The following is a 20309-nucleotide window of genomic DNA, read 5'->3' on the forward strand; positions in this document are numbered from 1 at the left end:
AACAGCACGCGGTGAGCGGAATTAAAATTTATAGTGAAATTATGTAATTTCTGACTAGCTTTGTTTATAAAGTGGTTTTAACGCGTGGTGAAATAAGTTTATATATATTAAAAAACCTGCCCCAATAAAACTATTAAGACAGGCTTTTTTAAATATGATTGTTTTATTTAACAGATAAATTATGCTTTAGGTCCAAATTTAAATCCTAACTGTAATCCTATGTCAAAAGTACCTCCGTCAAGAAAAGGACCACTTACACTTCCGTCAGTGGCAACTTTAGGCATGAAATCATAACCTAAATATAAACCTACATTCATAGCTATTTTATCAGTAAAGAATATAGAATAATCGAAAGTACCCTTTATATATCCTATTAATGCTGTAGAATACATAGTACCTATATAATTCATATTTAATTTAAGACTTCCAGCATCAGTATCTCCATATTTAACATTAATAGATGAAGCCATAGGGATTTTTACTCCTCCGCCTATACCTATTGCAAATGCTCCAATATTTACTTTAGGGAGCAATCCTATTTGTATGCTTTCAAAAGATTGGGATAAAGTCATTTTAGGTGCTCCTGTCATACCTGTTGCAGCCTCACCATCCATAGAGAAAGCAAAAGTGTCATGTGCATATCCTATTTCTCCTAATATGCTAATACCTAAACCATCAGTTATACTAATCATATAACCTAATTGAGCAGTAACTCCAATATCAAAGCCAACTCCTCCTTTAATAACATTTTTTGGTGTTCCTGCAGGTAATTTAGGAATACCTATGCTTAATCCAAATGGTACATTGAGTATAAACTCGAATCCGCTTGCTGCGAATGCTGATGTACTTAATGCTGCTGATAATACAGCTGTGAAAATGATTTTTTTTAAGTGTTTCATAAAAAACTCCTTTTAATATTTTTTTATTTATAACAATTAAAGATTTTGATCTTTAACAAGTTATCAAAGATATAAAATGTATTTTGAATATAAATTAAAAAGGTATTAATTAGATTTTTCGATTTATTAATTTTTTTTATTTGTGCAATGCGAAAAGAAATATGATGTATTATTAAGTTGTATAGATTGTATAGTGATTTTTTTGATAATTTTAGTGAATAGTTATGCTGTATGCTGTATGCTGTATGCTGTATGCTGTATGCTGTATGCTTTCATAGTAATTAATTTCTCCGTCTAAATTAACTGAATACATATTAAATTAATAAATAAAATTGTCAATATTTATTAAAGAATATTTGTGTTTTTTTTTTTTATTATTGCTAATAAAAATTGTTCGCTAAAAACATATAGCAGATGAATTTGCTATATGCTCACAATTTTTATATTTGGCTTTCTAATATTAAAAATTATTATTTTTTATTAAAAACATAATAATATTAAAGATATATAATTTTTCTTATGTTATTTTTACTTTTTTCCGATAAAGTATTATAGTAGTATTTTTTAAGGTAATGACGTATGAAACATAGAATATTATTACTTTTATTTATAATTATAAGCTGTTCTAATATATTTGCCCAAAATGATAACTTTTTGGATACAATTATGTTGGATCAAATTAAAAGAGTTTATCCTAATGATAATGTAGTAGCACCGTCCAGTTATGTTATTAGTATGAACTTTGATTTAAATAGATATAGATTAAATGAACCTATAACTATGGAAATAAAGATATATGCCAAAAAAGGAACTGTAAGTTTTACAAACTCCATTAATCCTTTTAATAATTATAGCTTTACAGTTTATGATAATTACAATAATCCAGTAGTATCATCAGACAATTATACTTTATGGAAATATAAAAATGAAAGATCTTTAGATTCTTCTAAAGACAGAGTAGTAACTCTTAATGAAGGCGAAAGTTTTTCATATTATGTAGATTTAAATAATTGGTTTTACTTTGACAAAACTGGAAGATACCGAGTAGAATGCAGTTTTAATCCTATGCCGGAAATAAGTGATAATTTTTCTATGAAAGCCGATACAGCTTATTTCTTATTAGATAATGCTAGAACCTATCAGCAGCAGGGAAATACAACACCTTATAATGTTGTAACTAATATTTCACAGTTAGAACAATTCTCACCTTACAGTGTTGTATCCAATACTTTATTTTCTATGAAAAATAGGGATTGGACTAATTATTTCAGCTACATGCATATGCCTTCTATAATAAGCATAAGCCAAAGATATTATGAAGCATACAGAAATAATTACAGCAATAGCTATCTCGAAGACTTTACAGATACCGGAGTGCGTCAGAAGGCTAGAACATTAAGTTTTGAGGCATTTTTAAGAGATCAGTTTGCTGATGGAATTAGTGCCAGCATGCTAAGAACTAATTTTGGCAATAATTTCTTAAATAATTTGGAAATGGCTTATAAATCCAGTAATATAAGAGAACTTGCTATAAGATTTGATATTCTTTACAGAACTTCTTTGCCTGAAGACAGAAAAGTATTATTTGATGAGTTTAAAAAATATTTGGCTTCAGCTTATGACAGACAGGTAAGAAATAATTTTATAGCGGAACTTCAAAGAGATGTTATATCTACTAAAGATGCTAAATTAAAAGAGCATTATAGTGCCATTTTGAATATGATTAGAAATGAATATGATCCTGCAGTAAATTATACTCTTCTAAACTATACTATCGATAAAACAACAATTACTGAAGATTATGGTTTGCCTAGAGCAGAAGTTGAAACTAGACTTTATCATAGATATTTTAACGCTGATACTGGCGATGTTTATGACCCTGTTGTAAGAAGAACATTTATATTAAGACAGATGGGTCAGTATTGGTATATTGTTAATTATTATGATACTGTTGTAAATTAAGAAAATAATTAATTGATAATAAGGGGCGTTTAAGAATATTTTTCGCTTCTTATTATTTTTATATGCTATTTCAAAAAATAAATTTATTTTTAAGCTATTGCAAAAAGACTAATTTTATAATATAATATAAACTTAATATCAAAAATTATATTATTTTACTTTTAATGGAGAAGCAAAATGAAAAAAGATATACACCCTCAATACTTTGAAACAGATGTAAACTGTGCCTGCGGAGCGAACTTTAAAATACATTCCGTACAAAAAACTTTACACGTAGATATTTGTCATAACTGCCACCCTTTCTTTACAGGTAAGCAAAAAATTCTTGATACAGCAGGAAGAGTTGATAAATTTAAAAAACGTTATGGCTTAAAAAAATAATTTATGAATCAAAACCGTTCGTCTAAAAATAAAACTATAATTTTAGATGGAGATGATGCAGAAAAGTTTTCCAAACGTTTAATAACTTTAAAAGAAAAAACTAGTCTTGATTCTATTCTTAACAAGACAATTTGTAATGATTTTTTTGAGTCTATAAATTATCTTCCCGATAATTTTATAGACTTAGCTATTATAGATCCCCCTTATAATTTAAATAAAGATTTCGGTAATCTTAATTTTAGAAAAAAATCGGACAATGATTATAATCAGTATATAGATTCTTTTATAAGTTTGATTATACCTCATCTGAAAAAAACGGCTTCTATATATGTATGCTGCGATTTATTTTCAAGCTCTGCTGTGTATGATGTGCTTAGTAAATATTTTATTGTGCGAAATAGAATTACTTGGCAGAGAGAAAAGGGAAGAGGGGCCCAATTTAATTGGAAGAATGCTTTGGAAGATATATGGTTTGCTACAGTGTCAAATAATTATTATTTTAATATAGATGCTGTAAAGATGAAAAGAAGAGTAATAGCTCCATACAGAGAAGAGGGTAAGCCAAAAGACTGGCAGGAAACGGAGGAAGGAAAATTTAGATTAACTCACCCTTCTAATTTTTGGGATGATATAAGTGTGCCTTATTGGTCTATGGCAGAAAATACTACGCACCCTACACAAAAGCCTGAAAAATTAATTGCAAAATTACTTTTGGCAAGTTCAAAAGAGGGTGATATAGTTTTTGATCCTTTTGTAGGAAGCGGTACTACTGTAGTAGTTGCAAATAAATTAAATAGAAAATATGTATCTATAGAAATGGATAAATATTATGCATTACTTACTGAGTATAGATTAGAAAAATCAAATACTGATAAAAATATTCAGGGATTTGCTGATGGGGTTTTTTGGGAAAGAAATACTTATTCATATTTAAAATCATTAATGACAAAAACTAAAAAAGATAACATCTGATAAAATATTAACTTCGATCTCATAATATTTAGGAGTTTATATAATATGAAATTCATAATTGAAAATAAAGTATTTGAAACTTTAAATGAGCTTTCTGTTGCTGTAGTTGTAGCAAAAAATATTGATAATACTAAAAAGATAGATGATATATCCTCTATGCTTGAAGAGAATATTTTGAATGCAGAAAAAGATTTTGATAATATAAAGGTAAAAGAAAGCGAATATATAAAATGTTATAGAGATGCCTTTCAAAAACTTAATATTAATCCAAACAAATTTATGTGTTCTATAGAGGCATTACTTACTAGAATATCAAAAAAGAAAGGAATGCCTAATATAAATGCTGTTGTCGATTTAGTAAATGCTGTATCAATAAAATATAAACTCCCTATGGGGGCACATGATTTGGATTCTATGAAAGAGGATTTTTATATAAGATACTCAAAAAAAGGAGATATTTTTATCCCTTTCGGAGAAACTGAAAGCGAAGAAGTTGATGAAAATGAATTAGTATATGTTTCTTCTAATGATGTAAGAACTAGAAGATGGATATGGAGGCAAAGCGAACATGGAAAAATTGTTGAAACTTCTTCAAATATAATATTTCCTATAGATGCTTTTTTAGGTGTTAATGATGATAGGGCTATTAGTGCTAGAGATGAGCTTAGCTCTCTGCTTTCTAAATTCTTTAACTGCACTATTGAAGTAGGAATGATTAATGCAGAAAATAATTATATAGAGTTTTAATTAAGAGTAAAAAATATATTATAAAATTTTAACAATCTATTTTACTACGCATTAAAACAGTTTTTTAATAAACTAATCAATAATTTACATAATCTCATTATAAATTACAATGCTGTTAAAAACAGAAAATTTAAAAAAAACGCTTGTGCGGGAAGTTAAAGTATAAAAATGCTTGGTTATTGTATTTTTTTACAAAAGACCAAGCATTTTTTATTTACTTTTTATTTTATTAATCCAATATCTTTTCTGTAGTATTTATCTTTAAAATCTATTTTTTCAATATCTTCATAAGTAAGTTTTCTGGCCTCTTCTAAAGTGTCAGCAATATTAACTACATTAAGAACACGTCCTCCGTCAGTAACAATATTATTATTTTCATCTATTTTAGCACCTGCAATAAAGCACTTACCTTTTATATTTTCAATACCTTCTATTTTGTATCCTTTGTTATAACTAGCAGGATATCCGCCTGATGCCATTACAACACAGCATGCATGCTTATTTTTCCATTTGATATTTAAACTTGATATGTCTTTTTTCATAGCAGATTCTATAATAGATAAATAGTCAGTATCTAAAAGCTGAAGCACTGCCTGAGTTTCAGGATCTCCCATTCTCACATTGTACTCAAGCAAATACACACCTTTTTTTGTTATCATAATCCCAAAAAATATAATTCCGGCAAATGACATTTTTTCAGCCTTTATTCCTTTAAGTGTAGGCTCTAATATATCTTTTATAAATAATTCTTCTGCTTCTTTTGTATAGTACGGATTCGGTGCTATAACTCCCATTCCTCCGGTATTGTTTCCAGTATCATTATCACCTATCTTTTTATGATCTTTAGCAGATATAAAAGGTATTATAACATTGCTGTCAGTTACTGAAAGTATAGAAGCTTCATAACCCTCTAAAAACTCTTCTATTACTATTTCATCGCCTGCTTCTTTAAATATTTTTTTAATCATTATATCTTCTAAAGCATTTTGAGCCTCTTTTTTATCTTGACATATTAAAACACCTTTACCTAAAGCAAGTCCGCTCGCCTTTATAACTATAGGATAGCTGCATTTATTTAAATATTCACTTGCTTTATTATAATCAGTAAATGTTTCATATTCTGCAGTTTTAACTCCATACTTTTTCATAAAATTTTTTGAATATGCTTTAGAGCCTTCAAGTATGGCAGCATGTTTATTAGGTCCGAATATTTTAAGTCCGTTTTCTTCAAACTTATCAGCTATTCCATATACAAGCATTTCTTCGCTTCCTACAATAGTTAAATCAATATTTTCATTTTTAGCAAAGTTTAATATTTCATCTATAGTAGAAATGTTTACATTTTTACATTTTTTTTCTCTATGAGTTCCAGCATTTCCTAAAGCACAATATATTTTTGATACTCTTTCATTTTTACTCAAATTATTGCAAATGGCATGCTCTCTGGCACCTGAACCTATAACAAGTATTTTCATGATTTTATCCTTTAATTAATAAATAATAATATAGCAGAGTATTATTATAAAAAGAATTTTCTTTATTAGCTTTATTATACTTAAAATATAAACTTTGTCAAAAATTAGTTTTTATATTTTTATTCTTTTTTTGTGCTATATGGCAAGATTTGTTTTACTATTATTTTATCAAGATTATAGGTATTGATGAAATTTGTCGTATAGGCAGTCACAACCTATGTATTTTAAGACAGCATATAATTATATTTTAAGGTTTAATAAATATAATTATTAATTATATTTATTAAAAAAATGTAAATCCATAAAAAAATTTCAAATAAATTTGAAAAATGGGGATAATTTTACTATACTTATGATATAGGTTAATGTTCACGTGAACATTAACTAGCAAACTAATATGAGGATAATATGATCAGTAACTTTATTTTCACTAATTGTACTCGAGTTCAGTTCAGTTCAGTTCAGTTCAGTTATATGTAGAATTCTATTCTATTCTATTCTATTCTATTCTATTCTATTCTATTCTAGAATAATAGAAAATAAAATACTTTTTACATCTTATATCATTTCTAAACTTTTTTCAAGACCATTCTGCATTTACCAGTTAAATGCTTATTATAAAAATACAATATTTATAGAGGAGTTTATATCATGAAAAAAAATTTAATTATCTCTTTTGTATTGATATGTGCATTTGTATTTGCAATATCTTGTAATAATAAAAACGTTACAGGAGCAGGCGGAGGTAATACTGGAGGTTCAGGCGGAGGCAGTACTGTTGGAAGCGGTTATGTACTCCCTGCTGGTTCTTTAAGTCAGGAAGAACAAAATCAACCTATGGATCCGAATAATAACTATACTACATTGTGGACAGCTGGTCAAGGAGCAACTGGATATAGAATACCTGCTTTGGCAGTAACAAGAAATGGAGTGATAGTTGCAGCAGCAGATAGAAGACATAATGGTTATCAAGATTTAGGTAAACAAAATGTTATAGATGTTGTTGTAAGAACAAGTAAGGATTTGGGTAAAACTTGGTCAGAAAGCAAAGTTGTAGTACAAGCAAATAATATAACAGATTCTTATGGCGATGCTTTTTTAATGGTTGATCCTGTAGCTAAAAGCACTATATATATGGGAGTTGTAACAGAACCAGGTATACAGAAAAAAGATATAAATCAAACAGGAATCACTAAAATATTTAGAAGTACTGATGATGGTGCTACTTGGTCTTTATGGTCTACCTTAGATGCAAATAGTGTAATATTTAAAGGGGGAAAAGCTAAACCTTCTACAGGATTTGGGGCTTCTGGTCAGGGTGTAACATTAAGATATGGGCAACATAAAGGAAAAATAATGTTTGCATTCTTCGGTTGGGGAGCAAATAGTAGTGGTTCTTCACCTTTAACAGTTTCAGCAATAGTCAGTTCAGACGGTAAAACTTGGGAAAATCTAGGCTATTTAAATTCAAGTACAGGTGGGGGTGATGGTAATATTGATGAAACTAAAGCAATAGAGCTTTCTGATGGAAGAATACTTTTCAATCATAGAAGATCTGTTAGTGCTGGTGGAAGATCTTGGTCTATATCTTCGGATGGTGGTGCAAGTTGGCAATGGTTAGGTAAAGATCCAGAATTAGTAGATCCAGGTAATAATGCAGATATATTCAGATACGAATATAATGGCAAACGTATAAAAACTGACAAATACATATTGTATATACACTCAGATCAAGCCCCTAATGGTACATGGTATCAAAATAGAATAAATCACCATGTTAAACTTTCTGTAAATGAGCTTAATAATGGTGCTGCTAATACATCTGGAAAATTCCAATATGACAGACAACTAATAAATGATGGTATGAACACATATTCAGGATATCCTACTATAACTGTATTGCCTGATGGTACTATAGCTACTTTAACTGAAGAACTTCCAAAATCTCAGAGTAAAGGTACAGATCATTATAATATAGTATTTAGAAGATTTAACTTAAATTGGTTAACTTCAGGTGCTGAATCTGTTAACTATAGTACTGACTATTTATTTCAAGAAGCTATGAATTAATATAGAGGAAAATAAAAAATGAGAAAATATATATTAAATACAATATTATGTACATGTTTAGTATTTAGTTCTGTTTACGGTTATTTTGGTGCTGATATGAACTTTATTGACTTCTTGGTTCATAGTAATCAATTGAGCGTTAGAACTGATAGATTTGGTATTCTAGCGGGTACAAGTAATGTAAGAGTAGCTGTTGGTATAACAGGTGCAAATAGCTTATCCGATTTAATAATACATAATATAGGTGATATAGGAGGAACAAATGGTGTTATAAGTTTAGTTCCTTCTGTTTTGGCTGGTATAGGTTATGATGCAGGTTTTTGGGGGATAGGGGCAGGTTATGAATTTACTTATAAATCTGATTCATATATGGTTCATACTCCTGTAATAACTGCTACTGTTTTAGATGATGCTCTTAGAATAAATGTACCTGTTTCTATAGGTGTAGGTTCTAAAAGTAAAACAACTGTTGCCGATCTTACAGGTGCTTATGTAGTATCAACTGCTATTGAAGCAAGATATTATTTCCCTAGAGAAATGCCTGTATTAAGTCAATTAAGATTTTTTGTAAACTATGGGAATGCATATATTGAAAATGTTGCAGATAATCAGCAGTATTTAAGACAGCAGTCTTTTGGTTTGCAAGCTAGAATATACTTCAAAATAGAAACTCCTGAAGTATTAATAGAACCTATTTTAAGAGTTCAGTATGATCAATCATTAGCTACAGATAATAAAAACTTTGGAGCAAATATAATAAATGATAATTTCTCTATTTCTGCTAAAGGTTTTGCCCCTTATTATCCTACAACAGGACCTGGAAGTTCTACCGGCGGTAATGGTGCCAATACTGGTTCTGGATTAAATGGAGGATATTTAGCTTCTATTCCTGGATCATATTATGCAATAGAACCTTATAGAGTTGGTGTTGCTGTACCTGTTGGTTTTACTGCTACTTCATTAGATGAAAATATTAGTTTTTATCTTGAACCTGCTTTATCATTTACAATGATAGGAGCTAAGCATATTTACCAGAGTTCTGCTTCACAAAATGAAAGGAATTCCATATTTGGATTAGGATATGTAGTTTATGGAGAATTATATATACGTCCTGTAAAAAGTTTGGAATGGTACTTTGAAATTCAAACTGGTGGTGTAACTATAGCTGATAGTTTAAAAAATCCTAGTCAAACTAGTTTAGTATTCAATGGTAAAACTGGTTTGAGTTATTATTTTTAATAAAAAATGAAAAATAATAAAAACTGATTCTTTTTTCTTCTAAATATTTTTAAGCCGTCTATATTTTATAGGCGGCTTTTTTACTTTACATTTTTACTTATTGCATTATAATAGAAGAAATCATTAAAAATTAGGATAAAAAAATATGAATCTTAAAGAATATATGAATATAAGACTTAAAGATATTAATAATAATATTGAAAATATATTTGACAAAAGCGATATTGAATTAGAAAATAGCTTTATAGAAATGCTTAAATATCCTCTTGATGCAGGCGGTAAAAGATTAAGACCTGTACTTACTTTATTGGCATGCGAACTTTTTGAAGGTGATTATAAAAAAGCTGTAATACCTGCAGTATCATTAGAGCTTATACATACATATTCTTTAGTTCATGATGATTTACCTGCTATGGACAATGATGATTTGAGACGCGGCAAACCTACAACGCATGTTAAATACGGTGAGGCTAATGCTATACTTGTAGGCGACGGACTTCTAACCCATGCTTTTCAGTTACTTTCTAAAGCGGATGTCAAAGACAGCACTTTAAGAAAACTTTTATTTGAATTAAGCTATGCTGCTGGAATTAACGGAATGGTTATGGGACAGTTTATCGATTTATATTACGAAGAGAAAGAAATTAATTTTGATATGCTTAAAGTTCTTCATGCTAAAAAGACAGCTGCTATGATTAGAGGAGCTGTAAGACTTGGGGCGATATCTTCTGAAAACGACAATGATATAGAAAATATAACAAAATACGGTGAAGCTATAGGACTTGCATTTCAGATACAGGACGATATACTTGATGTAATTTCCGACAATGAAACCTTAGGTAAAACTGTAGGTAAAGATGAAAAAGAAGGCAAACTTACATACGTTAAGCAGTTCGGACTTGAAGGAGCCAAAAAAGAGGCAAAAAAGGTAACAGAAAAAGCAATTGAATATTTAAATCCTTATAAAGAGAGCGAAGCTAAAAATATTTTGATAGAATTAGCAAACTATATAATAGAGAGAAAATCTTAAAAATATTTAAATAAAATGCATTTTACTAAGTTCTTTGTCTAACTCTCCGATAACAAAATAATAAAATATAAATTTAATTAAAAAAATATAATATATTATGAATGAAACTAGAAAAATTAACTTAGAAGCAATAAACAAAAATATTAAAGCATACCCTTATGACTTTATTAATATTCTTGGTAATGCCAAACAATCAGATATAACTTTAGAAGTAATAGAAACAAAATCTCAAAAACCTTCCGCTAAAGTTATAAAAAATGGAAAGCATATACTTCTTCATAGTGCTTATGACCCGATAAAAGAAGCTAATACTTTAATAAAAGAAATTGAAAATGATGAAGATTTGGATTTGGTATTTATATTCGGCATTGGGGCTGGTTATTTGATTAATGCTGTAAAAAAACTTAATGTTTCCATTGCTGTAATTGAGCCTGATATAAATTTTTTCAGCACTTTAATAGATAATTTTAGATTAGATAAAATACTTGAAGATAGTAAAATAACATTTTTTATAGGCGGAAATGATGATGAGGATATAGAAAAGTTTATATCTATAACTACAACAAAAAAAGTTAAATTTTTTGTTACAAGGTCTTATGCTTCGCTATTTCCTGAAGAGGCTATGCATTATCAAAGTAAAGTGCTTTCTGTAGTAGATAAAAAAATTATAAATATAAACACTATTTCAAGATTTGATAAACTATGGGCTTATAATATAGCTTCCAATGCTGTTGAAATTGCAACTCATTATGGGGTTAATAGATTTTTCGACAAATACAAAAATATACCAGCAGTTATAGTATCAGCAGGTCCTTCGCTTGAAAAAAACATAAGAAAATTAAAAGATATGAAAAATAAAGCAATTATAATAGCAGTTGATACAGCAATGAAGCCTTTATCATCACATGGCATATCTCCTCATTTTGTTATAACTATTGACCCTCAGAAAAAAAACTCCAAATATTTCAGAAATATTCATTTTGAAGACACAGTTTTAATAGCAGAGTCATCAGTCGACCATGAAGCTATAGAATCATTTAAAGGTCCAATATATTTTATAGATTCAATATTTCCATTAGCAAAATATTTTATGAAGCAATTAGGAAAAAGAGGGGACATTACTATGGGAGGAAGCGTTTCCACTGCTGCATATGATTTCGCCGTTAGAATTGGGGCTAATCCTATAATAATGGTTGGACTTGATTTATCTTTTCCTAATCATCAAACTCATATAAAAGGAAGCTACCATGAAGAAAATTTCTTTACTGAAATAGGAAAGCTCGATTCTTATGACAGCAGAATATATAAAGTTCTCGTTGCTGGTAATTTAAGAGAAGAGAAAAATATATATGGTGATAGCGTATTTACTGATTCCAGATTTGATATGTACAGAAACTGGTATGAGGCTCAATGTGCAGCTAATAGTAATATAAAATTCTATAATGCCACAGAGGGAGGCGTTATAATAAAAGCAATGGAGAATATCACTCTTCAGGAGATTATTGATAAATTAGATAATATAAATATACAAATAGATAAAAATGACAGAAATATAGATGATAAAACAAAAATACTTGAGAGCTTAAAAAATGGTTTAATAAAAATAGATAAAGAAATAATATCATTAAAGCCGTACACAGAAGAGGCAATTAATTTATGCTATACAATAAATGATGAGCTTTCAAGACATAGAAAAGTAGACAAACTCATTTTAAAACTAGATGAAGCTGATATAAAAATACTTAATATAAGCAAAGTTAATGAGTTTTTAGGAATTACTATGCAGAAAACTATTAAAACTATAACAGAAGGTTTTGAGTTTAAAGATGAAAATATGAATAAAGCTATAGTAAGTTCATTCAAATTATACGAAGCTATGAAAGACAGCATTGATTTTAATCATTATATAATAGAACGTGCCTTGATAAAGATAAATAAAGATTTATAATAAAACAAAAATATAAATTTATTACTAAATTAATTTTGTAAAATATTTTCATGATTTCAAATTCTTTTATGTCTGAAGTAGTACTATTAGGTATTTATTGGTATAAAAGAATCATATGCTGCATTATAAATTATTTAATACATTCCGCGGCATATATAGATATGCAGTAATTGTGTTTTTCATAAATCCTAAATATAAAAAATTTTGCAGAAGTATCGTCAAAAAATATTATAATACATTTATAAAATATAGAAATTTATAAAATAAAATCATTTTAGTATATATAATAGACTTAATTTACGCATCTATTGACATATAAATTTTTAATATAATTTATTTAGTATTAAATGTATTATAGCTAATAAAAAAATATATGATTATTATAAAATTATTTAATCGCAGTAATAAATGTATACTATAATTCATTTAAAAAATTTTATATATCATTATTATTATAAAATATATTGAGGAGATTAAAGTTATGTCTAAATTTAATGAAGTAATTATTGCAATTGCAAAATCAGTAGCTGAAGCAGAAGCTCAGCTAGAAGAAGTACAGCTAAGTAATTTATCAAAATACTTTAAAAAAAAGATAGATAAAAATCATAGTGAAGTAAGCGAATATTTACCCGGTATATTTCCTATAAGATTAAAAATCGGCGTACCTGATGAAAACAATAAATACGGCAATAAATATTATTGTGTTCCATATATAAATTTGCTTCCAATATCTCAGCTTAATATAGATTCAGTTAAAACTTCTTTTGATATAGGTATTGTTGAACTTATAGAACCACAAAAAAGTAATAATAAATCCGTGTTTAATAATGTTTATGATGATGATAAAGTATGTAATATGAGTGATTTTGAAAATTCTTCAAATATATCCGTTGATGTTACAGGTGCTGGTCTAGATAAATGCAAAGGAACAACTATAAATGTTCAAGTTTCAATTTCTAAAACAGAAATTAGTGATGGAATGTCTAGACTCATAAACGAAATAACAAATTTAAGTCAAGGATTCATAGAAGTCAAAGATGACAAAAATGATATTAATAATGAAAATTAATTAAATATTAAAATATAAAAAATATACTTTAAGGAGGAAATTATGGCCGGTCCAATAGCAAATCAATTTACAGGTCTTCCAATGGCATCTCTTATAGGAGGTCCTTTACAGGCAGTAGCCGATGCCCAATTAAGTTTGGCTAATACTACAAAAAACTTTATAGAAACAGTTGCTTTTGACCAAACTAAAGATAATAATAATAATGTTAAAAAGACATTAAGAATGGTTGAGTTTGAATACCAAAGGTTATTAACCCCAGACGGCAAGGATAGCAATGGCGGTGATGGCGGTGTTGTAAATATGACATTAAAGGTACCTTTTATTAGTATAGTTAAAGTACCGTCTCTATTTGTAGATTCTGTTGATATTACTTTTGATATGGAAGTAAAAAGTTCAGAAGAAGAAAAAAGTACTGATGATAAATCAGCGTCAGGAACAGGTGAGGGAGAGCTTAACTTAGGACTATTTTCTATTAAAGCTACAATAACAGGTTCTATAAGTTCTCATAAAGAAAACACTAGAAAAACAGATACTTCAGCTAAATACCATGTAGAAGTTCATGCAGTTGATCAAGGTATGCCTGAAGGGCTTGCTAGAGTATTAGATATTATTAATGCTAATATAGCTCCTATATCACCTAAATTACCTGATGATAATAATAAAAATAAATGATAATAAAGTTATATATTCTAATATTAAAATTAAAAAATGATTATTAGTTTTAATAATATAAAAAAAAATTTAGATGAAAAATCTATTCTGATAAAAAAGGTTTATGAGGCAGAGCTTTTAAAAAAATGTTCTGCCTTAATACCTCTTTTACAGGATAAATTTAATACTAAAGAAGTATGTAATTTTCTTTCTTATACAAATTACAATGCTGATATTAGTTTTACTATTACAGTATATAAAATATCTGAAAATGTATTTTCTATTAATAATGATAATGTTTCAAAAGATTCTTATAAACTTTATTTCTCATCTAAAAATGGTATAAAAATCAATGATAAAATTGTAAATAATTTTGAAAATATGGTATTAGTTATAGATAGTTAGTAAAAATGTTAATTATTTTTTTATTTTGGAGTTTAGTATGGCTGAAAATAAAATTTTTGATTTAAGTAATATAAGATATGTTAAGAGGATAATAGTAGGTCAGAATGATCCGAATGTTCCTTATAAAGAAGAAGATTATCAAAAAGCAAATGAGCTTTTAAATAAATGTTTAAATGAAATTCCTAAAGGAAAAATTATAGGTATAGAAAGAAATTTTTATCTATTTAATTTAGGAGAACATCAAGTAGTTCTTCAATGGCTTACTTATCATGTAGGATTTGAAAGAAAACCTATGTGGCTTGAAGAATAATTTATTAATAATTCTATTTTTTTATTCCAAGTATTTCCACACCAGTTTGAGTGATTAAAACAGTATGTTCAAAATGAACAGCTAAAGAATAGTCTGGAGTAGATAAAGTCCAGCCGTCTTTTTCTTTTTCGTATTTATCAGTGCCGTTTGTTATCATAAGCTCTAATGCAAGCACCATATTAGGTTCTAATATTACATCATTATTAGGGTGATAAAAATTAAATATATAAGGAGCTTCATGATATTCATAGCCCACACCATGTCCTGTAAGCGATTTTATAACACTAAATCCGTATTCATGAACTTTATTTTCAACAGTTTTTCCATATTCGCTTAAAAGTACATTGGGCTTTAATCTATAAATAGAATATTCTAAAGATTTTTTGCAGGCATCTATAAGTTTATATGCTCTATGATTAACAGATCCCATGCCGCCTTCTATAACTACTGTTCTGGCACAGTCAGCATAATATCCATTATATTTCACCCCAACATCTACGCATACAGGCTCTCCATGAACAAGTATTTTATTATTAGTTGGTCTTCCATGTGCTATTTCATTACCGCTTGATATGCTTGTAGCAAATCCATAATCTGGAACTTCAAGGTTAGCAGGATATGCATTTTGGCTTTTTATAAATTTTTCAACTTCTTTATCTATTTTAGAAGCTCTTACTCCGGAGATGCAAAGTTTGAAAGCTAAATCTATAGAGTCCTGTGCTATTTTTGCTGCTTTTCTTATATTTTCTACAGCTTCATCATCTTTTATGCTTGGTTTTACTATATCTTTCATCTCTTTTATAAACATTTTCTTTTTATCCTTTATTATTTTAAAGATTTAGGAGTAAATATATATAAAAGAATAACAAGTATAATAGCACCTAGTACGGCAGATGATAAATTTATTCTTACATATTGTATATTGCTTATTCTAGGAAGATAATAAGAACCAAGCAAAGCACCTGCAGTAGATATAAGAAACATCATCACCCAGCCGCCGAATACTCTTATTTTTAATATTTTTGAAAATATAAGGCTTACAATGATTCCTATAACTATAAATGCTGATACTACTATAATATATTCCATTTGTTTTCTGCAACCTCTTTTATTATAATTTTAGTTAGATGAAAGTCCTATAAAGAATGATTTTAATCCTCCTTTATCATTTTCTACCGGAACAAATATCATATGAGATATATCTTCTCTGTCAGAAGCATCAAATTTATTTTTTAGAGAATCAGAAGAAAACGGGTCTGATACATATAAAGTTTTTTTATGCGATAAAATCTTTTTAAATAAAGCCTCATTCTCATTTATATTTAATTTATCTTTTGTAGCATCAGATATATTCTGAGATTCATCTATACTGTAGCTGCCGTCATTTTTTTTTGTAAGCATAGCTGCATGTTTTATATCAAGACCAGACTGCTCTTTTATCCAATTAAGCATGTCATGCATATTTTTATTGATAAATTTTTTACCCCTGATTGATTTTAATACATTTTTCCATCCGGCTGTCATGTTCTCTTTTACTTTTTCTTCTGCCTCTCTGTAATAATCATCAGGTATTTTAGGTACCTCTTCAGGGTCATATAAATCTTTATCTGTAAGGTCGTCTGTATCAAATGTGTCTTTTTCACTTGCAGGTTTTACTACTTCTCCATCATCATATTCTTCTCTGAAATTAGGTGATAAATTAGAGTTATGATTATCGCTGTTTTCTTCATCATCATAATCTCCAAGAAGAAAATCTCTGTTAAGAGAGAAGTTAAAAGCATCGCTTGAAGAAAAATACTCTTCTTCTTTTTTTACTATTTCATCTTCTAAAATAGAACCATGACTTATCAAAATGTCCCCCTCGTTATTATCATCTATAATATCATCAATGCCTTTTATTATATCCTCATTTTTATTATTGTCTATATTACTATTATCAATTGTCTCTTCTAGTTTATCATCATCTTCTTTTATACTATCTGAATTTTCTTCATTATATGAATCAGGTATATCGTCCATATTTTCAATCGTATCATCTATATTATCATCATCATTATTATCTTCACTTTTATTTTCTAGCTCATCATTCAAATTAGGTATGTCGTCTAGATTTTCTATAGTATCATCTATATTATTATCATCATCGTTATTGTCTTTGCCTTTATTTTCTAGCTCATCATTCAAATTAGGTATGTCGTCTAGGTTTTCTATAGTATCATCTATATTATTATCATCATCATCGTTATTGTCTTCGCCTTTATTTTCTAGCTCATCATTCAAATTAGGTATGTCATATAAGTTTTCTATAGTATCATCTATATTACTATCATTATTAGCAGTATCTAAATTATTTGCTTCATCATCATCTGCAATATTATCAGCATCAAGAAGTTCATCATCAGTATACTCTTTCATCTCTGGCATACTTTCATCTTTATTTTCTTCTTCTTTGTTATCTTCTTCATCGTTTATAATGTCGTCCAAGTTAGGTACATCTTCATCATCATCTACAATATTATCAGCATCAAGGAGTTCATCATCAGTATACTCTTTCATTTCCGGCATACTTTCATCTTTATTTTCTTCTTCTTTGTTATCTTCTTCATCGTTTATAATGTCGTCCAAGTTAGGTACATCTTCATCATCATCTACAATATTATCAGCATCAAGAAGTTCATCGTCAGTATACTCTTTCATCTCGGGCATACTTTCATCTTTATTTTCTTCTTCTTTGTTATCTTCTTCATCGTTTATAATGTCGTCCAAGTTAGGTACATCTTCATCATCTTCTATGATATTATCAGCATCAAGAAGTTCATCGTCAGTATACTCTTTCATCTCGGGCATACTTTCATCTTTATTATCTTCTTCTTTGTTATCTTCTTCATCGTTTATAATGTCGTCCAAGTTAGGTACATCTTCATCATCATCTACAATATTATCAGCATCAAGGAGTTCATCATCAGTATACTCTTTCATTTCCGGCATACTTTCATCTTTATTTTCTTCTTCTTTGTTATCTTCTTCATCGTTTATAATGTCGTCCAAGTTAGGTACATCTTCATCATCTTCTATGATATTATCAGCGTCAAGAAGTTCATCGTCAGTATACTCTTTCATTTCCGGCATACTTTCATCTTTATTTTCTTCTTCTTTGTTATCTTCTTCATCGTTTATAATGTCGTCCAAGTTAGGTACATCTTCATCATCTTCTATGATATTATCAGCATCAAGAAGTTCATCGTCAGTATACTCTTTCATCTCGGGCATACTTTCATCTTTATTCTCTTCTTCTTTGTTATCTTCTTCATCGTTTATAATGTCGTCCAAGTTAGGTACTTCGTAATCATCTTCTATGATATTATCAGCGTCAAGAAGTTCATCGTCAGTATACTCTTTCATTTCCGGCATACTTTCATCTTTATTTTCTTCTTCTTTGTTATCCTCTTCATCATTTATAATATCGTCCAAGTTAGGTACTTCGTCATCATCTTCTATGATATTATCAGCATCAAGAAGTTCATCGTCAGTATACTCTTTCATTTCCGGCATACTTTCATCTTTATTATCTTCTTCTATGTTTTCTTCTTCATCGTTTATAATATCGTCCAAGTTAGGTACATCTTCATCATCTTCTATGATATTATCAGCATCAAGAAGTTCATCGTCAGTATACTCTTTCATTTCCGGCATACTTTCATCTTTATTATCTTCTTCTATGTTATCTTCTTCATCATTTATAATATCGTCCAAGTTAGGTACTTCATCAAAATCTTCATCATTTACTATGCTGTCTAAGGAAGATAAATCGCCTATTTTTATACTCTCATCTTCTTTTTTATCCTCTTCAAGTACATCATCTAAAGAAGATAAATCTCCTAATTTTAGACTTTCATCATTATCATCATTATTATCCTCTTCATCATCTTTTACAGTCTCGCCTCCGTCTTCAAGTACATCATCTAAAGAGGATAAATCGCCTATTTTTATACTGTCATCATCTTCTTCATTATCTTTTTTTATTTCAATTTCTTCTACATCATCTATATCAGGAAGATCAACTTTATTTGCTTTTGTGATTCTGTCTCTTTTATTATTAAAGTATTTTATACTATCATCATCTAATGAATCTATTGCATCTATATCGTAGTCATCTATATTAAACTCTTCATCATTGACAATATTGGCATTATCATAGTTATTTATAGGAGGTTCGCTTTCATCATATATATTTTCTTCTTTATCATCATCATCTTCATCATCATCATTGTTAGATTTATTTCTTTCAAGTAAAGAAGTAGTTATTAAAAATAATGATGATAATGATAAAAGAGCAAGTATAATATATTTTAAATATTTCTGTATAATAGGAACATTTAATTCTAATATACCAATGCTGAAATTATCTATATCTTTGACTTTGCTTGAATAGAATGTAAAAGTATTATTATCAACATCAATAGTACCAGAACTTCCAATATCTTTATCCATATATTGTGTAAGACTGTCTCTTGATATGCTGTTTATATCTATAGAAGGGTTATGATATACAACGCCATTAGGAAGAACTACAAAGTTTAAGTTGTAAGAAGTATTTTCAAATATTTTTTTAAATACGCTTGCAACTATATATCCTACTTCTATCCCTCTGTCATTTTTAATTGGTTTTACAAAATAAACACCGTCATAATCTTTATCAAAGAATGCTCTGGCATTAGATTTTTTATAGCTTTCCAAATCTACAGGTTTAGTTTTTACTGGAGAAGAAAATACTGGCTTGCCGTCTGCTAAATATAATGCTACAGTATCAAAAGGATAGTTGCCGCTTCTGAATATTGATATTATTCTGTCTCTTTCGGCTTCATCTATACCGTTTAATATAACCTGCTGAAGTAAGTTTATAAAAGGATAGCTTTCTACTATTTTATTAAGTCTGTCATCATAGTCTTTTACGAGATTTACTATACTGTTTTGACAAATCAAAGCATTTCTGTCAAGTTTTTTTGTATCAACATCAAATGCATCTTTTTTTAGTCCGAATACAAATGTTATAAATAAAGCAAGAACTATTATATTGATTAAAATAGATATATATACAAAGACAGATATCTTACCATGTTTATCAGACATATAATCTCCTCTAAAAAACTA

Annotated in this window: 17 protein-coding genes; 12 read left to right on the forward strand and 5 right to left on the reverse strand. The window is 28.5% G+C overall.

Going from position 1 to position 20309, the window contains the following annotated elements; translation table 11 throughout:
• Positions 1-179 precede the first annotated feature (179 nt).
• Complete coding sequence (locus tag BMUR_RS09585; RefSeq protein ID WP_013114362.1) at positions 180-899, reverse strand: outer membrane beta-barrel protein; 720 nt, start codon at positions 897-899, stop codon at positions 180-182.
• A 579-nt stretch (positions 900-1478) separates the two neighbouring features.
• Between BMUR_RS09585 and BMUR_RS09590 the strand changes: the two genes are divergently transcribed.
• From BMUR_RS09590 to BMUR_RS09605, 4 genes are all read left to right on the forward strand, one after another.
• A complete protein-coding gene (locus tag BMUR_RS09590) occupies positions 1479-2861 on the forward strand; it encodes a hypothetical protein (RefSeq protein WP_013114363.1) in 1383 nt (460 codons plus the stop codon).
• A gap of 177 nt (positions 2862-3038) precedes the next feature.
• Positions 3039-3242, forward strand: a complete 204-nt coding sequence (gene rpmE, locus BMUR_RS09595; protein WP_013114364.1) for a 50S ribosomal protein L31 — start codon at positions 3039-3041, stop codon at positions 3240-3242.
• Between the two features lie 3 nt (positions 3243-3245).
• Positions 3246-4214, forward strand: coding sequence for a DNA-methyltransferase (locus BMUR_RS09600; RefSeq protein ID WP_013114365.1), 969 nt, complete (start codon positions 3246-3248; stop codon positions 4212-4214).
• A gap of 45 nt (positions 4215-4259) precedes the next feature.
• Positions 4260-4961 (forward strand): B3/B4 domain-containing protein, encoded by a 702-nt coding sequence (locus BMUR_RS09605; protein ID WP_013114366.1) that lies wholly within the window; start codon positions 4260-4262, stop codon positions 4959-4961.
• A 221-nt stretch (positions 4962-5182) separates the two neighbouring features.
• Here BMUR_RS09605 and purD read toward each other — a convergent pair whose 3' ends face one another.
• Positions 5183-6436, reverse strand: a complete 1254-nt coding sequence (gene purD / locus BMUR_RS09610; RefSeq protein ID WP_013114367.1) for a phosphoribosylamine--glycine ligase — start codon at positions 6434-6436, stop codon at positions 5183-5185.
• Positions 6437-7087: 651 nt separating this feature from the next.
• Between purD and BMUR_RS09615 the strand changes: the two genes are divergently transcribed.
• The 8 genes from BMUR_RS09615 to BMUR_RS09650 all read left to right on the forward strand — a co-directional run bounded on the left by BMUR_RS09615 (position 7088) and on the right by BMUR_RS09650 (position 15158).
• Positions 7088-8506, forward strand: a complete 1419-nt coding sequence (locus BMUR_RS09615; protein WP_013114368.1) for a sialidase family protein — start codon at positions 7088-7090, stop codon at positions 8504-8506.
• 18 nt (positions 8507-8524) lie between these two features.
• Positions 8525-9745 (forward strand): serpulina hyodysenteriae variable surface protein, encoded by a 1221-nt coding sequence (locus BMUR_RS09620; RefSeq protein WP_013114369.1) that lies wholly within the window; start codon positions 8525-8527, stop codon positions 9743-9745.
• A gap of 145 nt (positions 9746-9890) precedes the next feature.
• Entirely contained in the window at positions 9891-10775 is an 885-nt protein-coding gene (locus tag BMUR_RS09625) for a polyprenyl synthetase family protein (RefSeq protein ID WP_013114370.1), read from the forward strand.
• 97 nt (positions 10776-10872) lie between these two features.
• Positions 10873-12723 carry a motility associated factor glycosyltransferase family protein gene (locus BMUR_RS09630; RefSeq protein ID WP_013114371.1) on the forward strand — a complete coding sequence of 617 codons (1851 nt, stop codon included), beginning with the start codon at positions 10873-10875 and terminating at the stop codon, positions 12721-12723.
• A 481-nt stretch (positions 12724-13204) separates the two neighbouring features.
• Positions 13205-13792 carry a DUF2589 domain-containing protein gene (locus BMUR_RS09635; protein ID WP_013114372.1) on the forward strand — a complete coding sequence of 196 codons (588 nt, stop codon included), beginning with the start codon at positions 13205-13207 and terminating at the stop codon, positions 13790-13792.
• A 42-nt stretch (positions 13793-13834) separates the two neighbouring features.
• Positions 13835-14464, forward strand: a complete 630-nt coding sequence (locus tag BMUR_RS09640) for a DUF2589 domain-containing protein (protein ID WP_008722379.1) — start codon at positions 13835-13837, stop codon at positions 14462-14464.
• A 36-nt stretch (positions 14465-14500) separates the two neighbouring features.
• Positions 14501-14848, forward strand: a complete 348-nt coding sequence (locus BMUR_RS09645) for a hypothetical protein (RefSeq protein ID WP_013114373.1) — start codon at positions 14501-14503, stop codon at positions 14846-14848.
• A 37-nt stretch (positions 14849-14885) separates the two neighbouring features.
• The gene (locus BMUR_RS09650; protein WP_013114374.1) at positions 14886-15158 is read left to right on the forward strand and encodes a hypothetical protein; all 273 of its coding nucleotides are present in this window, start codon (positions 14886-14888) and stop codon (positions 15156-15158) included.
• A gap of 13 nt (positions 15159-15171) precedes the next feature.
• Here the strand turns inward: BMUR_RS09650 and map are convergent, their stop codons facing one another.
• From map to BMUR_RS09665, 3 genes are read right to left on the reverse strand one after another with little or no spacing between them, the layout of a single operon-like run.
• Positions 15172-15966, reverse strand: coding sequence for a type I methionyl aminopeptidase (gene map / locus BMUR_RS09655; protein WP_013114375.1), 795 nt, complete (start codon positions 15964-15966; stop codon positions 15172-15174).
• Positions 15967-15983: 17 nt separating this feature from the next.
• Positions 15984-16247, reverse strand: coding sequence for a hypothetical protein (locus tag BMUR_RS09660; protein WP_013114376.1), 264 nt, complete (start codon positions 16245-16247; stop codon positions 15984-15986).
• Positions 16248-16277: 30 nt separating this feature from the next.
• Entirely contained in the window at positions 16278-20288 is a 4011-nt protein-coding gene (locus BMUR_RS09665; protein ID WP_013114377.1) for a midas domain-containing protein, read from the reverse strand.
• Positions 20289-20309 lie beyond the last annotated feature (21 nt).

The sequence above is a fragment of the Brachyspira murdochii DSM 12563 genome (genome assembly GCF_000092845.1).
Classification (GTDB): Bacteria; Spirochaetota; Brachyspiria; order Brachyspirales; family Brachyspiraceae; genus Brachyspira; species Brachyspira murdochii.